At 38.8% G+C, this 14,093-nt stretch carries 15 protein-coding genes; 8 read left to right on the forward strand and 7 right to left on the reverse strand.

The window, feature by feature from the left end; all coding sequences use genetic code 11:
• Positions 1-38 precede the first annotated feature (38 nt).
• The 5 genes from V471_RS07030 to V471_RS07050 form a co-directional block, all read right to left on the reverse strand.
• Positions 39-1,757 (reverse strand): phospho-sugar mutase, encoded by a 1,719-nt coding sequence (locus V471_RS07030; RefSeq protein ID WP_004182081.1) that lies wholly within the window; start codon positions 1,755-1,757, stop codon positions 39-41.
• A 152-nt stretch (positions 1,758-1,909) separates the two neighbouring features.
• Positions 1,910-2,470 (reverse strand): ECF transporter S component, encoded by a 561-nt coding sequence (locus V471_RS07035; protein ID WP_004182060.1) that lies wholly within the window; start codon positions 2,468-2,470, stop codon positions 1,910-1,912.
• 66 nt (positions 2,471-2,536) lie between these two features.
• The gene (locus V471_RS07040) at positions 2,537-3,109 is read right to left on the reverse strand and encodes an ECF transporter S component (RefSeq protein ID WP_084871334.1); all 573 of its coding nucleotides are present in this window, start codon (positions 3,107-3,109) and stop codon (positions 2,537-2,539) included.
• A 28-nt stretch (positions 3,110-3,137) separates the two neighbouring features.
• Positions 3,138-3,683, reverse strand: a complete 546-nt coding sequence (coaC, locus tag V471_RS07045; RefSeq protein ID WP_084871335.1) for a phosphopantothenoylcysteine decarboxylase — start codon at positions 3,681-3,683, stop codon at positions 3,138-3,140.
• Positions 3,676-4,359: a phosphopantothenate--cysteine ligase gene (locus V471_RS07050; protein ID WP_084871336.1), complete on the reverse strand. Its 684-nt coding sequence runs from the start codon at positions 4,357-4,359 to the stop codon at positions 3,676-3,678. Before V471_RS07050 ends, coaC begins: the two co-directional genes overlap by 8 nt.
• A 193-nt stretch (positions 4,360-4,552) precedes the next feature.
• On the opposite strand from V471_RS07050, the gene V471_RS07055 reads away from it, so the two are divergent.
• The 3 genes from V471_RS07055 to V471_RS07065 all read left to right on the forward strand — a co-directional run bounded on the left by V471_RS07055 (position 4,553) and on the right by V471_RS07065 (position 8,501).
• Entirely contained in the window at positions 4,553-6,223 is a 1,671-nt protein-coding gene (locus tag V471_RS07055) for a formate--tetrahydrofolate ligase (RefSeq protein ID WP_084871337.1), read from the forward strand.
• Positions 6,224-6,421: 198 nt separating this feature from the next.
• The gene (locus V471_RS07060; RefSeq protein ID WP_049546057.1) at positions 6,422-7,096 is read left to right on the forward strand and encodes a response regulator transcription factor; all 675 of its coding nucleotides are present in this window, start codon (positions 6,422-6,424) and stop codon (positions 7,094-7,096) included.
• The gene (locus V471_RS07065) at positions 7,086-8,501 is read left to right on the forward strand and encodes a sensor histidine kinase (protein WP_004182392.1); all 1,416 of its coding nucleotides are present in this window, start codon (positions 7,086-7,088) and stop codon (positions 8,499-8,501) included. Before V471_RS07060 ends, V471_RS07065 begins: the two co-directional genes overlap by 11 nt.
• A gap of 77 nt (positions 8,502-8,578) precedes the next feature.
• Here V471_RS07065 and rpsT read toward each other — a convergent pair whose 3' ends face one another.
• Both rpsT and coaA read right to left on the reverse strand, forming a co-directional pair.
• Positions 8,579-8,815: a 30S ribosomal protein S20 gene (gene rpsT, locus V471_RS07070; RefSeq protein WP_004182129.1), complete on the reverse strand. Its 237-nt coding sequence runs from the start codon at positions 8,813-8,815 to the stop codon at positions 8,579-8,581.
• Positions 8,816-8,884: 69 nt separating this feature from the next.
• Positions 8,885-9,805 carry a type I pantothenate kinase gene (coaA, locus tag V471_RS07075; protein ID WP_004182393.1) on the reverse strand — a complete coding sequence of 307 codons (921 nt, stop codon included), beginning with the start codon at positions 9,803-9,805 and terminating at the stop codon, positions 8,885-8,887.
• Between the two features lie 112 nt (positions 9,806-9,917).
• On the opposite strand from coaA, the gene V471_RS07080 reads away from it, so the two are divergent.
• From V471_RS07080 to V471_RS07100, 5 genes are all read left to right on the forward strand, one after another.
• Positions 9,918-10,508 carry a class I SAM-dependent methyltransferase gene (locus V471_RS07080; RefSeq protein ID WP_004182394.1) on the forward strand — a complete coding sequence of 197 codons (591 nt, stop codon included), beginning with the start codon at positions 9,918-9,920 and terminating at the stop codon, positions 10,506-10,508.
• Positions 10,505-11,782 carry a pyrimidine-nucleoside phosphorylase gene (locus V471_RS07085; protein WP_004182395.1) on the forward strand — a complete coding sequence of 426 codons (1,278 nt, stop codon included), beginning with the start codon at positions 10,505-10,507 and terminating at the stop codon, positions 11,780-11,782. The genes V471_RS07080 and V471_RS07085 overlap by 4 nt, the downstream gene beginning before the upstream one ends.
• Before the next feature lie 33 nt (positions 11,783-11,815).
• Positions 11,816-12,478 (forward strand): deoxyribose-phosphate aldolase, encoded by a 663-nt coding sequence (deoC, locus tag V471_RS07090; RefSeq protein WP_004182396.1) that lies wholly within the window; start codon positions 11,816-11,818, stop codon positions 12,476-12,478.
• Positions 12,465-12,863 (forward strand): cytidine deaminase, encoded by a 399-nt coding sequence (locus tag V471_RS07095; protein ID WP_049527913.1) that lies wholly within the window; start codon positions 12,465-12,467, stop codon positions 12,861-12,863. The genes deoC and V471_RS07095 overlap by 14 nt, the downstream gene beginning before the upstream one ends.
• 67 nt (positions 12,864-12,930) lie before the next feature.
• The gene (locus V471_RS07100) at positions 12,931-13,995 is read left to right on the forward strand and encodes a BMP family lipoprotein (protein ID WP_284443953.1); all 1,065 of its coding nucleotides are present in this window, start codon (positions 12,931-12,933) and stop codon (positions 13,993-13,995) included.
• The last annotated feature ends 98 nt before the right edge of the window (positions 13,996-14,093 follow it).

Here is a 14,093-nt window from a genome sequence, read left to right on the forward strand (position 1 = left end):
ATAAAAAAGACTCAGAGCTAAGCTCTAAGTCTTAAATATTACTCGCCTACGAAAGCATTGATTTCTGCTTCGATATTCGCAATTTTTTCTTTAGCATCTGCTTCAGATTCACCAACTGTAGCGATGTAGAATTTGATTTTTGGTTCTGTACCTGAAGGACGAACGGCAAACCATGAATCATCAGCCAAGATGTATTTAAGCACGTTACTTGGAGGAGTTGTCAATTTTTCAACGCCGTCAGCAGTAGTAGCTGTTTGTTCCAAGAAGTCTTCTGTCTTAGCAATGTCTGTGTTGTTGAATTGTTTAGGAGCATTGCCACGGAATTTATCCATGATTTTCTTGATTTCAGCAGCTCCGTCAACACCTGAAAGGGTAACAGAGATGGTTTTTTCTGCGAAGTAGCCGTATTGTTTGTAGATTTCTTCGATACCATCTGCCAAAGTCATGCCACGTGAGCGGTAGTAAGCTGCGATTTCAGCAACGATAAGAACAGCTTGGATAGCATCTTTGTCACGTACGAATGGTTTGATGAGGTAACCGAAGCTTTCTTCGAAACCAAGCATGTAAGTGTGGTTGTGTTGTGTTTCAAATTCATGAATTTTTTCACCAATAAATTTGAAACCAGTCAAGACGTTAAACATCGTTGCGCCGTAGCTTTCTGCAATCTTAGTAACCAACTCAGTTGATACGATTGATTTACAGAGGGCAGCATTGGCAGGAAGTGTACCAGCTGTTTTGTGAGCTTCAAGAATGTATTTAGCAATGATAGCTCCGATTTGGTTACCAGAAAGGTTGAGGTAAGAACCATCTGGTTGACGAATTTCAACACCAAGACGGTCAGCATCGGGATCAGTTGCAACCAATACATCAGCGTCTACTTTGCGACCAAGTTCTTCAGCAAGAGCAAATGCTTCTTGGTTTTCAGGGTTTGGAGATTTAACGGTTGAGAAGTCAGGGTCTGGTACAGCTTGCGCTTCAACAACTTGTACAGCTTCAAATCCAGCTTGCGCAAGAGCACGACGTGCCAACATTTCACCAGTACCATGAAGTGGAGTGTAGACAATCTTCATGTCACGACCGTATTCATTGATTAAGTCTTGGTTGATGTTAACGCCTTTAACTTCTTTCAAGTATTCAGCGTCGACGTTTTCACCGATAACTTCAATCAAGCCGCTAGCTTTGCTTTCTTCAAGGTCAGCCAATTGCACAGTGAAAGGATTTTCGATAGCACGGATGTAGTCTGTCAATGCATCTGCATCTGCTGGTGGCATTTGTCCACCGTCTTCTCCGTAAACCTTGTAACCATTAAATGGTGCAGGGTTGTGGCTGGCTGTTACCATGATACCAGCAAATGTGTGAAGATGACGTACTGCAAATGACAATTCAGGTGTTGGACGAAGGCTTTCAAATACGTAAGATTTAATACCGTGAGCTGCCAAAACTTGTGCAGATTCAAATGCAAATTCTGGAGAGAAGTGACGGCTGTCATAGGCAATAGCAACACCACGTTTTTTAGCTTCTTCCCCTTTTGAGTCAATCAATTGGGCCAAACCTTCAGTTGCTTGGCGAACAACGTAAATGTTAATGCGGTTAGTACCAGCACCAATCAATCCACGCATACCAGCTGTACCGAATTCAAGGTTGGTATAGAAGGCATCTTCTTTCGTTTTTTCATCCATTGCGACCAACTCATCATGAAGGTAAGCAGGCAATTCAGCGAAGTCGAGCCATTTTTGATAATTTTCAGTGTAAGACATAGCAATCTCCTTTATATTTTTAACCGCTTACATTATAACAAATTTTTTCAGAAAATTCTAGCGATAATTGTAAATCTTTTTAAAAAGAAAATGGTATCTAAAATGTAAATGAAAATAAAAGAGCCAAGACATATCAGTCTCGACCTAACTAATTATTTTAATCTTTCAAGTGTCGGAACGGCTGCAGTTGTGACAAGAACTGTAGCAATAACTTCAATAAGAGAGTTTGTTGTCAAAATTAAAGCAAGAAAATGTTGAAAACTACCACCATAGATGTTACCGAAGAAGATATAAATTCCCAATAGAACAAAAATGGTATTGGTCATAGACCCGACAATAGCAGCTGTCACTAAACCAGTACGATTGTGTAGCCATCGATAGACGAAGTAAGGAGTCACTCCGATTAAAATACGTGGAAACAGTGCAATAATGAGAGAATAGAGATTTCCATGTGAGACAAAGGGACTAAAGAGGAAACTTGCTGGCGTCAAAACCAATGTATTCATGGTCACACTAAAGAGGCCCATGAGGAGTCCCAAAACAGCTCCGATTCTAGGTCCATAAATGACGGAAGCGATAACAACAGGAATATGAACTAAGGTCGGTTGAATACCAGACGGAACAAATTCGAGAATGAAGGAAGTTACAAAATGAATGGTGAGCATTACTGCAAAAAAGATGGCAATTCTTGCAATAGCGGTTGATTTTTTCATAAAAATTCTCCTTAACGGTTTATAGAATAGTATCTGATTTTCGGCACTATCCATAGATTAAATGATTTACTTTTTCAATCGTAAAAGCATAGGAGTGATACTTACTGTCAAAAGTCCAGCAATAATCATTTCAGCAATCGAATTTGTTGTGAAAATGGTTGCCATTAGTGTTTTGCCACCTGCTGTGTAGAAGTTAGGGATTAGGAAGTAGATGCCAAGAAGTACGAAAAATGTATTTGTGAAAGCACCTAAAACCCCAGATAAAGTCAGACCTAGACGGTTTTGAAGTAACTTGTAGACAAAGTAAGGGAAAATACCGATTAGGATACGAGGGACGATGGCAATGACTACAGATGCCCAAGTTCCTCCTTCAACAAAAGGACTAAAGAGATAGCTACTAACCGTATAGATAACAGTGTTGCGAATAATACTCATAATTCCCATGAAGCCACCCAAATAAGCTCCAATTTTAGGACCGTAGACGATGCTAGCGATAATAACTGGGATATGGGTTAGGGTTGGTTTGATTGGAAGTACAAAAGCAGCAAAGATGGTTTGACTGAGTACTTCGATTACAACCATTGTAGCTATCAAGAGGGATAACTGAGCCGTTTGGTTTGCTTTATTTTTCTTATTCATCATAAACTCCTTTTTATTCTCTGCAAGGCTATTTTGTTAAAGCATTGTCAATGGATTCAATAATGTCATCAATATCAGCTAAGGCACCACGTCCTGTATCTCCACAAGCCAGTAAACCTGATTTTGGAAGAATTTCTTGGTAGCCAACGTTATGTAGAGTATCTAAATTCTTCTTAGTCAGTGGATTTTCATACATTTTCGTATTCATTGCAGGGGCAATTAGTTTTGGTGTGGTGCTAGGTGAAGCTAAGGCAGTAGCAGTAAGCATATTATCGGCTAGACCATGTGCTAATTTTGCAATGGTATTTGCTGAAGCAGGAGCTACAATAAAGAGGTCAGCTTCTTTACCTAAATCAATATGATTAATACGTTCAGCCGATTTTTCTTCCATGACATCAGTGTGAACAGGATTCTTCGAAAGGACTTGAAGCGTCAGAGGAGTGATAAAGGCTTGCGCAGCTTCAGTCATAATGACATGAACGTCATAACCTTTTTTCTTTAACCTGCTTGTTAAATCAGCTGCTTTATAGGCAGATATTGATCCTGAAACAGCAAGGATGATACGTTTAGTCATGGCATATCCTTTCAAATAAAGCTTGAGCAATCGCAGATTTAGTCGTAACTTTCTCCTCGTTTTTTTCGTCAACAAGATAGGCAATATGTTGATCTGGAGTAATATCACTCAAGTCGTTGGCAACAATAATATTAGCTTTGTTGCGTTTCAGACTTGCACGAGCAACCTCAAAAAGCTCTTCTTTACTTACATTAACCAAAAGTTTGAAGCCAATCAATTGAATAGCAGGATTCCATTGTTTGACGAGGCTAATGACCTTCGGTGTTTTTTTAAGAAAAAGAACCTGATAATCTGAAGCTGAAGATATCTTGCTCTCAGTGTTAGATTTATGCAAGAATTGAGCGAGATCTTCGGTGTCCTCCAATTCAGCGAAATCCGTCATATAAATAGGAGTATAATCAGAGACTGCCATACTATGGATAAGAACATCGTGCTCTTTGACGAGTGGCTCCATCTTTTTGAGAAGACTATCTACGTTCGTAATTTCTGTAATCTTTAGATTTTCTTTCGGTTCTGGTTTAACCGCTGTCTTGGTCGTTACTAAGGTTACTTGGTGACCCTTAGCCAAGAAAAGTTCAGCGATTTCCTTTCCTAGATAACCTGTTGAATGGTTTGTGATTCCACGTACAGCATCAATCTTTTCAGTGGTACCACCCGATGTAATCAAAATTTTCATAGTAGTATTGTACTAAAAATTGCGTCTTTAGTAAATAAAAGTAAGTATTTTTGAGGCGTACCCCTATAAATTAAAGTTATAACGATTTATAACAAAACAAAAACCGAACATTGAAAAGTAATTGACCAAAAATAATGCGTTTTTTATCAAACTCTGATATAATAGATTCTAGAAAAATATAGAGGAGTGTCTCATGAAAACAGATATCGAAATTGCTCAAAGTGTAGAATTAAAACTAATCACAGAAGTAGTTGAAAAAGTTGGAATCGGCTTTGACGATTTGGAACTCTACGGAAAATATAAGGCAAAATTGTCATTTGATAAAATCAATGCAGTCAAAGACAATAAGCCAGGAAAATTGATTTTGGTAACAGCCATCAACCCAACACCAGCAGGTGAAGGTAAATCAACCATGTCAATCGGTCTTGCAGACGCTCTTAACAAAATTGGTAAGAAAACGATGATTGCCCTTCGTGAACCATCACTTGGTCCGGTTATGGGAATCAAAGGTGGTGCTGCAGGTGGTGGTTACGCTCAAGTGCTTCCGATGGAAGATATCAACCTCCACTTCACAGGGGATATGCACGCTATTACTACAGCAAATAATGCTTTGTCAGCCCTTCTTGACAACCATATTCATCAAGGAAATGCTCTCGGCATTGACCAACGTCGTATCATTTGGAAACGTGTGGTTGACCTTAATGACCGTGCGCTTCGTCATGTAAACGTTGGTCTTGGCGGACCACTTAATGGTATTCCACGTGAAGATGGTTTTGATATTACTGTTGCGTCTGAAATCATGGCGATTCTTTGCTTGGCTACTGATATTAATGACCTTAAAGAACGTTTGGCTAACATTGTAGTTGCCTACCGTTATGACCGTACACCTGTTTATGTACGTGATCTTGAAATTGAAGGTGCGCTTACCCTTATTCTTAAAGATGCCATCAAACCTAACTTAGTACAGACAATTTATGGGACACCAGCCTTGGTACACGGTGGTCCATTTGCCAACATTGCTCACGGATGTAACTCAGTTCTAGCTACGGCTACAGCTCTTCGTTTGGCTGATTATACGATTACTGAAGCAGGTTTCGGTGCTGACCTTGGTGCTGAAAAATTCCTTGATATCAAGACTCCAAACCTTCCAACAACTCCTGATGCTGTTGTTATTGTTGCGACACTTCGTGCCCTTAAAATGCACGGTGGGGTAGCCAAAACTGACCTCTCTGAAGAAAATGTTCAGGCCGTTCGTGATGGCTTCGCAAACTTGAAACGTCATGTGGAAAACGTTCGTAAATTTGGTCTTCCAGCAGTCGTTGCTATTAACGAGTTTGTTGCTGATACAGAAGCTGAAATTGCAGCCCTTAAGGAACTTTGTGCAGAAATCGATGTTCCTGTTGAATTGGCTAGCGTTTGGGCTAATGGTGCTGATGGTGGTATTGACCTTGCCAACGCAGTAGTTGATGCTGTTGAAAATGGTAATGCCGACTATAAACGTCTTTATTCTGATGATGATAGCTTGGAAGCAAAAATCACTAAGATTGTTACTGAAATCTATGGTGGTAAATCAGTTGTCTTCGAGAAAAAAGCTAAGAACCAGCTCAAACAATTTGCAGAATTCGGTTGGGATAAATTGCCAGTATGTATGGCCAAAACACAATATAGCTTCTCAGATAACCAATTCTTACTTGGAGCACCAGAAGGTTTTGATATCACTATCCGTGAATTTGTTCCTAAAACAGGTGCTGGATTTATCGTAGCTCTTACAGGTGACGTCATGACTATGCCTGGTCTTCCAAAAGCACCAGCAGCCCTCAAGATGGACGTAGCTGAAGACGGAACAGCTGTTGGTTTGTTCTAAGAAGAAATATCGATATAAAACAGTACCTATTGGTGCTGTTTTTTCGTTTCAGTTATGAAAAGCTTAAGGAAAGTTTAGTAGACTAAATCTAAATAAAAGAAGATCAAAGCACTAGATGATTACGTCTATTTTAGATATAATGATAAAACTTAGTCAAAGTGTTATTTGTATCTTTGACACCTAACAAGGGGGATAACTATGATTAAAATACTACTAGTAGAAGATGATTTGAGTTTGTCGAACTCAGTTTTTGATTTTTTAGATGACTTTGCTGATGTGATGCAGGTATTTGATGGAGATGAAGGTCTCTACGAAGCTGAAAGTGGCGTTTATGATTTGATTCTTTTAGACTTAATGTTGCCTGAAAAAGATGGTTTCACTGTTCTTAGAGAATTACGTGACAAAGGTGTAACAACTCCTGTACTTATCATGACGGCTAAGGAAAGTCTAGATGATAAGGGCCACGGCTTTGAACTTGGTGCAGATGACTACCTAACTAAGCCTTTCTATTTAGAAGAGTTGAAGATGCGTATTCAAGCACTCTTGAAACGCTCTGGTAAATTTGACCAAAACACACTTTCTTTTGGTGATGTTCGTGTCAATCTTGCTACAAATTCAACCTTTGTGGGGGATAAAGAAGTAGAACTTCTTGGTAAAGAGTTTGATTTATTAGTTTACTTCTTACAAAATCAAAATGTCATCTTGCCTAAGTCACAAATTTTTGACCGTCTTTGGGGATTTGATAGTGATACCACAGTATCAGTTGTCGAGGTTTATGTTTCTAAAATTCGTAAGAAACTAAAAGGAACAGACTTTGCTGCCAACCTCCAAACCTTGAGAAGTGTGGGGTATATTTTGAAGAATGCTGACTAAATTTTTCAATTATCTCTTTAGGAGAATCAAGTCAGACGGATTTAAGTCGTTCATTCATTTCTTTGCCACTTTTTCTGGTATTTTCCTTATCATGACTGTCATGATTTTGCAGATTCTGAGTTACGGCGTTTATTCCAATGTGGACTCTAGTCTGAAAATGGCAGCCACTAAAACCAATTCTTATTTAGAAATGGAAATGCTAAAACGGGAACTTTTTCTGACTTCTGAGGTAGATCAAAATAATACGACAACCATTTACCAAGCCTATGATACTAAAGAGTCGACAGCTGAAACACCTGACTCGAGTGGCTCTAAAAAAGAACCTAAGAAGAAATCAAAAATTGAAGATACCCCTCACGATTTATCTGTTGCGGCAAATACTAGTGTCTTGGTACTTGATAAGAATGGAAAAGTCCTTAATGTCGTTGATAAATTTTCAAGCTTATCCAATTTACCAATAGACAAAAATAACATTGATGTTATCAGCAAGGGAAGTGCTCAGAATTATTTCGATCAAACGGAAAAGTACCGTCTGATTACTGAAAAAGTAGATAATAGCCTCTATCCTGATGCTAAGTACCTTGTTATTGCGATTAATACAACTCAATTGGAAGAAGCCACTGAACGTTATGTTAAGCTAATTGTCATCATGATGAGTTTCTTCTGGCTTTTATCTGTTGCGGCTAGTATGTATTTGGCTAAGTGGTCAAGACGTCCTATCCAGGAAAGCTTGGAGAAGCAGAAGGCTTTTGTTGAGAATGCTAGCCATGAGTTACGGACACCGCTTGCTGTGATTCAAAACAGATTAGAAGTTCTTTTCCGCAAGCCTGAGAGCACCATTCTAGATAATTCAGAGAATATTGCTTCAAGTCTTGATGAAGTACGCAACATGCGTCTTTTGACGACTAATCTTTTGAACTTGGCTCGTCGTGACGATGGTATTAAACCAGAAATCGAAACCTTAGAACCTGCTTTCTTTGATACAGTATTTACCAACTATGCCATGATTGCAGAAGAAAATGAGAAAGGTTTCACGGCTCAAAATCAAGTTGGTCGTCCAATCCAGACTGATAAAACGTTATTGAAACAGTTAATGACCATCTTATTTGATAATGCTATTAAATATACGGAAGATGATGGACATGTTACCTTTACTGTTCGCACTAATGACCGCCATCTTTATATTTCTGTAGCTGATAATGGTCCTGGAATATCAGATAGTGATAAGAAAAAAATCTTTGATCGCTTTTATCGCGTAGATAAGGCTAGAACCAGACAAAAAGGTGGGTTTGGACTTGGCTTATCTCTAGCGCAACAAATTGTTTTAGCCCTAAAAGGAACAATTGTTGTTAAAGATAATCAACCAAAGGGAACGATTTTTGAAGTTAAGATCACCGGAGTTTAATTAATAAAGAAAACCTGCTAGGCGATAAGCTAGCAGGTTTTTTAGGTAATAAAAAAACTCCTAAATGGAGCTTTCAATTAGTTAGCCAATTTAGCTGCAAGACGTGATTTATCGCGGCTTGCTTTGTTTTTATGAATCAAACCTTTAGAAGCGGCTTTATCGATGCTAGCTGATGCAGCACGGTAAGCTTCTTCAGTTGGGTTAGCGTTGAATGCTTTAATAGCAGTACGCAAAGCTGATTTTTGAGCTGAGTTTTTTTCGTTTTGTTTAACGTTAAGTTCAGCGCGTTTGATAGCTGATTTAATATTTGCCAATGTTTTCACCTCCAAAATTTATCTAACTATGTCATTATACGTTATTTTAGGCCCCTTGGCAAGCTTTTTCTATTTTTTTAAGTGGATGAAGTCGATTTTATGATTGTCTCCCTTGTGAAGAATCAGTTCAGCTCGACTTCGTGTAGGTTCGATATAATTTTCCAGGTTAACTAAATTGATATCACGCCAGGTTTTTTGTGCTAAAGATAAAGCTTCATCCTTACTAAATTTAGTGAAACGATGGTAGTAGTTGTTTTCATCTTTTTTGGCGAGCTCAAGAAGGGTTTGAAAACGTTCGAGATACCAGGATTCGATATTATTAACTTCAGCGTCAATGTAGAGAGAAAAATCGAAATAGTCACTCATGTAAAGTCGTTGGTTAATAGGGTTCTGGAAAACGTTAATCCCTTCGACAATTAGAAAATTAGGCTGTCTAATTTCTTGGGTAAGTCCTGGTACAATATCATAAATTTCATGAGAGTAAACAGGAATATTGACATCACCACCATTTTTTATAGTATCTAAAAAGTTGAGAAGAAGTGGCATATCGTAGGACTCAGGGAAGCCCTTACGATTAAGGATGCCTTTTTCTTTCAAGGTTTGGTTAGGATAGAGAAAGCCATCAGTTGTCACAAGTTCAACTTTAGATTGGGGGAAGGTACGCTGCAACAAGAGTTGAAGCAAACGACTGGTTGTGGATTTGCCAACAGCAACTGAACCAGATACCCCGATAATAAATGGACGGTTAGTCTGTGATTTTTGTAAAAAGATACTCTTAGAGAAGGTCAGGTCGTTGGCAGTTTTCTGATAGATACGAATGAGATTGATAAGAGGTAGATAGATGTCACTAACTTCTTGAACATCGATCTTATCATTAAGGCTTCGAATGGAATCCAGTTCTTCTGCAGTCAATGGGGCATTGTCCTCTTTATGAAGGCGTTGCCATTCCTTACGTGATATCGTTTCGAAATTTATAAATTCATTTAGCATAAATAACATTATAGCAGAAAAAAAGGTCGAATGTAAGCCTTGTCATTTCACTAGCCTTACTTTAGTATTTATGATACGATAAAGAAAAAGTACTATCTAGAAGGAAAAAATAATGTCAAAAATGTATTATGCTGAGACGCCAGATGCGGCTCACGATATTCACGATTTAAAAGTAAATTTATTAGGAGAAAGTTTTCAGTTTTATACGGATGCTGGGGTTTTCTCTAAAAAAATGATTGATTTTGGAAGTCAAGTGCTTTTGAGTGCATTAGATTTGGAAGCTGGCAAAACGCTTTTAGATGTGGGTTGTGGCTATGGTCCTCTTGGTATCAGTTTAGCCAAGGTTCAAGGAGTCAAAGCGACAATGATTGACATTAATAGTAGGGCAATTGATTTAGCTAAACAAAATGCTCAACGAAACAAGGTTGAAGCTACTATCTTCCAATCAAATATCTATGAAAATGTTACTGGAACTTTTGACTATATTATTTCTAATCCACCTATCCGTGCTGGGAAGAAGGTGGTTCATCAAGTTATTGAGGAGGCATATGATTATCTCAATCAAGGTGGTAACCTAACTATTGTTATTCAGAAAAAACAAGGAGCTCCATCAGCAAAGACTAAGATGGAGGATGTGTTTGGTAATGCTGAAGTCGTTAAAAAGGATAAAGGATATTATATCCTTAGAAGTGAGAAAATATGAGAACAGTTGATTTAATTGAAAAGAAAAGAGATGGTGGCGAGTTAAGCACAGAGGAAATTTCATATCTCATTAATGGCTATGTGTCTGGGGAAATACCAGACTATCAGATAGCAGCCCTGGCGATGGCGATTTATTATCAAGGTATGTCTATTCGTGAAATCCATGATTTGACCACTGATATGGTTGCTTCGGGCGAACAATATGATTTGTCAGAAATTCCAGGTGTTAAGGTGGATAAACATTCGACCGGAGGCGTTGGTGATAAGGTAACCATTATTCTGATGCCGCTTGTAGCTAGCTTTGGTGTTCCAGTGGCTAAGATGAGTGGTCGTGGTCTCGGACACACAGGTGGAACGATTGACAAATTAGAGTCTATCAAAGGCTATCAGGTTGAGCGTAGTAAGGAAGAATTCATTCAGCAAGTTAAAGACATTGGGATTTCCCTCATTGGTCAGTCTGAGCATTTGGTTAAGGCTGATAAACTTCTTTATGCCTTGCGTGATGTCACTGCAACAGTAGATTCCATTCCTCTAATCGCAAGCTCTGTTATGTCAAAAAAGATAGCAGCAGGCGCTGATAAGATTTTACTGGATGTTACTGTTGGTCAAGGCGCTTTCATGAAAAATATGTCTGACGCTGAGAAGTTGTCTGAGACCATGGTTGCACTAGGGCATGAGGTCAATCGTGAAACGATTGCAGTTATTACAGATATGAGCCAGCCACTAGGTAAGGCTATTGGTAACCGTTTAGAAATCACAGAGGCTATTGAAATTATGCAAGGTAAGGGACGTGAAGATATCACTGACTTTATCTGTGAGATGGCTGAGATTCTATTAGATTTAGCTCAGGTTGAAGCTAGCCAGGAAGAGATTCGTCAGCACTTAGTGGGTGGAAAAGCTCTTGCTAAGTTTGAAGAACTCATTCAAGCTCAAGGTGGTGATTTGACCGATCTTTATCGTCATAGCAGTGCTCCTGTCGTGACAGATATTCATGCTCATGAAACAGGTTACATTAAAGAGTTACCTGCAATGGCATTTGGAAAATTTGCTATGCAATTAGGAGCAGGTCGAGCTACGAAGTCAGATAGTCTTAATTATGAAACAGGAATTGTATTTGAAAAGAAAGTTGGCGATTCTGTGACTCAGGGAGACCTTATTGCCAAGGTCTATAGCCAAGAAATTTTATCTGAAAAAATGCTGACTGAATTCGAAAAAAATGTTATTATGGGTAGTGAATGTAAAGAAACGACAGAAATATTAAAAATAATTCGCTAACCCCTAATTTAATTCTAATCAAGGAGTTTGTTTATGTCTGTTAATAGCTATATTGACCATACCTTACTAAAAGCTGATGCTAATAAAGAACAGATTCTTTCCTTAATTGATGAGGCTAAGAAGTATGAGTTTGCCAGCGTCTGTGTTAATCCAACTTGGGTCAAAACGGCAGCTGAATTGCTTAAAGATAGTTCTGTCAAAGTTTGTACGGTTATTGGTTTCCCTTTGGGAGCATCGACCTCCGCAGTTAAGGCTTTTGAAGCCAAGGATGCTATTGCCAATGGGGCAGATGAAATTGATATGGTAATCAATATCGGTGCTCTTAAATCTAGAAATCTTAAATTAGTTGAAGACGATATTAAAGCTGTTGTTGAAGCTAGTGGAAGTAAACTTGTAAAGGTTATTATTGAAACTTGTCTATTGACTGATGAAGAAAAGGTAGAAGCTTGCCAATTAGCAAAACTGGCAGGTGCAGATTTTGTGAAGACATCTACAGGGTTTTCTACTGGTGGTGCTACCATTGAAGATATTGAACTTATGCGAGAAGCTGTTGGTCCTATTATGGGAGTCAAGGCATCTGGTGGAGCACGTACACTTGAGGCGGCTCAAGCCTTTATCAAAGCTGGTGCAACCCGTATTGGTACTTCGTCAGGAGTGGCCATAATGAAAGGGCAAGAAAGCCATGACAGTTATTGAAAAAGAGCAAGTGATAAATGCAGCACAAGAGGCAGCTGAAAATGCCTATGTTCCTTATTCTCGTTTTAGAGTTGGAGCAGCATTGCTTACAAAGGATGGGCAAATCTTTCAAGGATGTAACATTGAGAATGCCTCATTCGGACTGACAAATTGTGCAGAAAGAACAGCTATTTTTAAGGCGGTATCTGAAGGATATAGAGACTTTGAATGTCTCGCAGTATACGGAGATACCAAAGAACCTATTTCACCGTGTGGTGCTTGTCGCCAAGTTATGGTCGAATTTTTTAAATCAGATTCTAAAGTGATTCTTATCGCTGAAGATAAATCGACAGTCGAGATGACAGTCGGAGAGTTGTTACCATACTCTTTTACGGACTTACAATAGTCTAGTTGTTTTATTCTTTATTAAGCAAGTTTTCTTGCAAGTTATAGGAGGAGTGTTCAAGATGAAATTGAACAAGAAAATTATCGGGCTTGGCCTTGTTGCTGTTGCGGCACTTGGTCTTGCAGCATGTGCACGTGGCGGACGTGGCGGATCATCAGCTGATTCAAAAGTTAAAGCTGCTATCGTTACAGATACTGGTGGGGTAGATGATAAATCATTTAACCAATCAGCGTGGGAAGGACTTCAAGCGTGGGGTAAAGCTAACAAACTTAAAAAAGATTCTGGCTTCACGTACTTCCAATCTGGTTCAGAGTCTGACTTTGCAACAAACATGTCTTCAGCACAAAGTCAAGGCTACAACCTCATCTTTGGTGTTGGTTTCGCTCTTCATGATGCAGTTGCAGATGCAGCCAAAGAACATGAAGATGTGAACTATGTAATCATTGACGATGTTATTAAAGATCAAAAGAACGTTGAGAGCGTTTTGTTTGCCGATAACGAAGGTGCTTACCTTGCAGGTATCGCAGCAGCTATGCAGACAAAAACAAATAAAGTTGGTTTCATCGGTGGTCAAACATCAGACACAATTACACGTTTTGAAGCTGGTTTCACAGCGGGTGCTAAGTCAGTAAAACCTGATATCGATGTACAAGTTCAATATGCTGAATCATTCTCTGATGCAGCTAAAGGTACAACAATCGCTTCAACAATGTACGCTTCAGGCGTTGACGTAATCTATCAAGCTGCTGGTGGTACTGGTACTGGTGTCTTCACAGCTGCTAAAGAAGTTAACGAAAAACTTGATGCTGACAGCGATAAGAAAGTATGGGTAATCGGTGTTGACCGTGACCAAACAGCAGAAGGTAATTACACATCTTCAGACAAGAAAAAATCTAACTTTGTTTTGACTTCAACAATCAAACAAGTTGGTACAGTTGTTAAAGATATTGCTAACGGACAAGTCAAAGGCGATAAATTCGAAGGTGGTAAAACTAAGACTTACGGTATCAAAGACGGTGGTGTTGACATTGTAACGTCTAATCTTCCTTCAGATATCAAGGATGCAGTAGAAAAAGCTAAAGAACAAATCAAGAATGGTGAATTGAAACCAACTGATGGTCTTAGCAAATAATAGTTAAGCATAAGTCTTTATAGAGCTTAAACTGAGACAATTTTTGTCTCAGCAAAGGGAAGCAGTTAATGATCCCCTTTGCTGAAATTAAAATTATT

The organism is Streptococcus salivarius (assembly GCF_002094975.1).
GTDB classification, from domain to species: Bacteria; Bacillota; Bacilli; order Lactobacillales; family Streptococcaceae; genus Streptococcus; species Streptococcus salivarius_D.

Coding starts and splice junctions, on each gene's coding strand:
- V471_RS07030 (WP_004182081.1), bottom strand. CDS start 1,757: ATGTCTTACACTGAAAATTATCAAAAATGGCTCGACTTCGCTGAATTG.
- V471_RS07035 (WP_004182060.1), bottom strand. CDS start 2,470: ATGAAAAAATCAACCGCTATTGCAAGAATTGCCATCTTTTTTGCAGTA.
- V471_RS07040 (WP_084871334.1), bottom strand. CDS start 3,109: ATGAATAAGAAAAATAAAGCAAACCAAACGGCTCAGTTATCCCTCTTG.
- coaC (WP_084871335.1), bottom strand. CDS start 3,683: ATGACTAAACGTATCATCCTTGCTGTTTCAGGATCAATATCTGCCTAT.
- V471_RS07050 (WP_084871336.1), bottom strand. CDS start 4,359: ATGAAAATTTTGATTACATCGGGTGGTACCACTGAAAAGATTGATGCT.
- V471_RS07055 (WP_084871337.1), top strand. CDS start 4,553: ATGAAAACAGATATCGAAATTGCTCAAAGTGTAGAATTAAAACTAATC.
- V471_RS07060 (WP_049546057.1), top strand. CDS start 6,422: ATGATTAAAATACTACTAGTAGAAGATGATTTGAGTTTGTCGAACTCA.
- V471_RS07065 (WP_004182392.1), top strand. CDS start 7,086: ATGCTGACTAAATTTTTCAATTATCTCTTTAGGAGAATCAAGTCAGAC.
- coaA (WP_004182393.1), bottom strand. CDS start 9,805: ATGCTAAATGAATTTATAAATTTCGAAACGATATCACGTAAGGAATGG.
- V471_RS07080 (WP_004182394.1), top strand. CDS start 9,918: ATGTCAAAAATGTATTATGCTGAGACGCCAGATGCGGCTCACGATATT.
- V471_RS07085 (WP_004182395.1), top strand. CDS start 10,505: ATGAGAACAGTTGATTTAATTGAAAAGAAAAGAGATGGTGGCGAGTTA.
- deoC (WP_004182396.1), top strand. CDS start 11,816: ATGTCTGTTAATAGCTATATTGACCATACCTTACTAAAAGCTGATGCT.
- V471_RS07095 (WP_049527913.1), top strand. CDS start 12,465: ATGACAGTTATTGAAAAAGAGCAAGTGATAAATGCAGCACAAGAGGCA.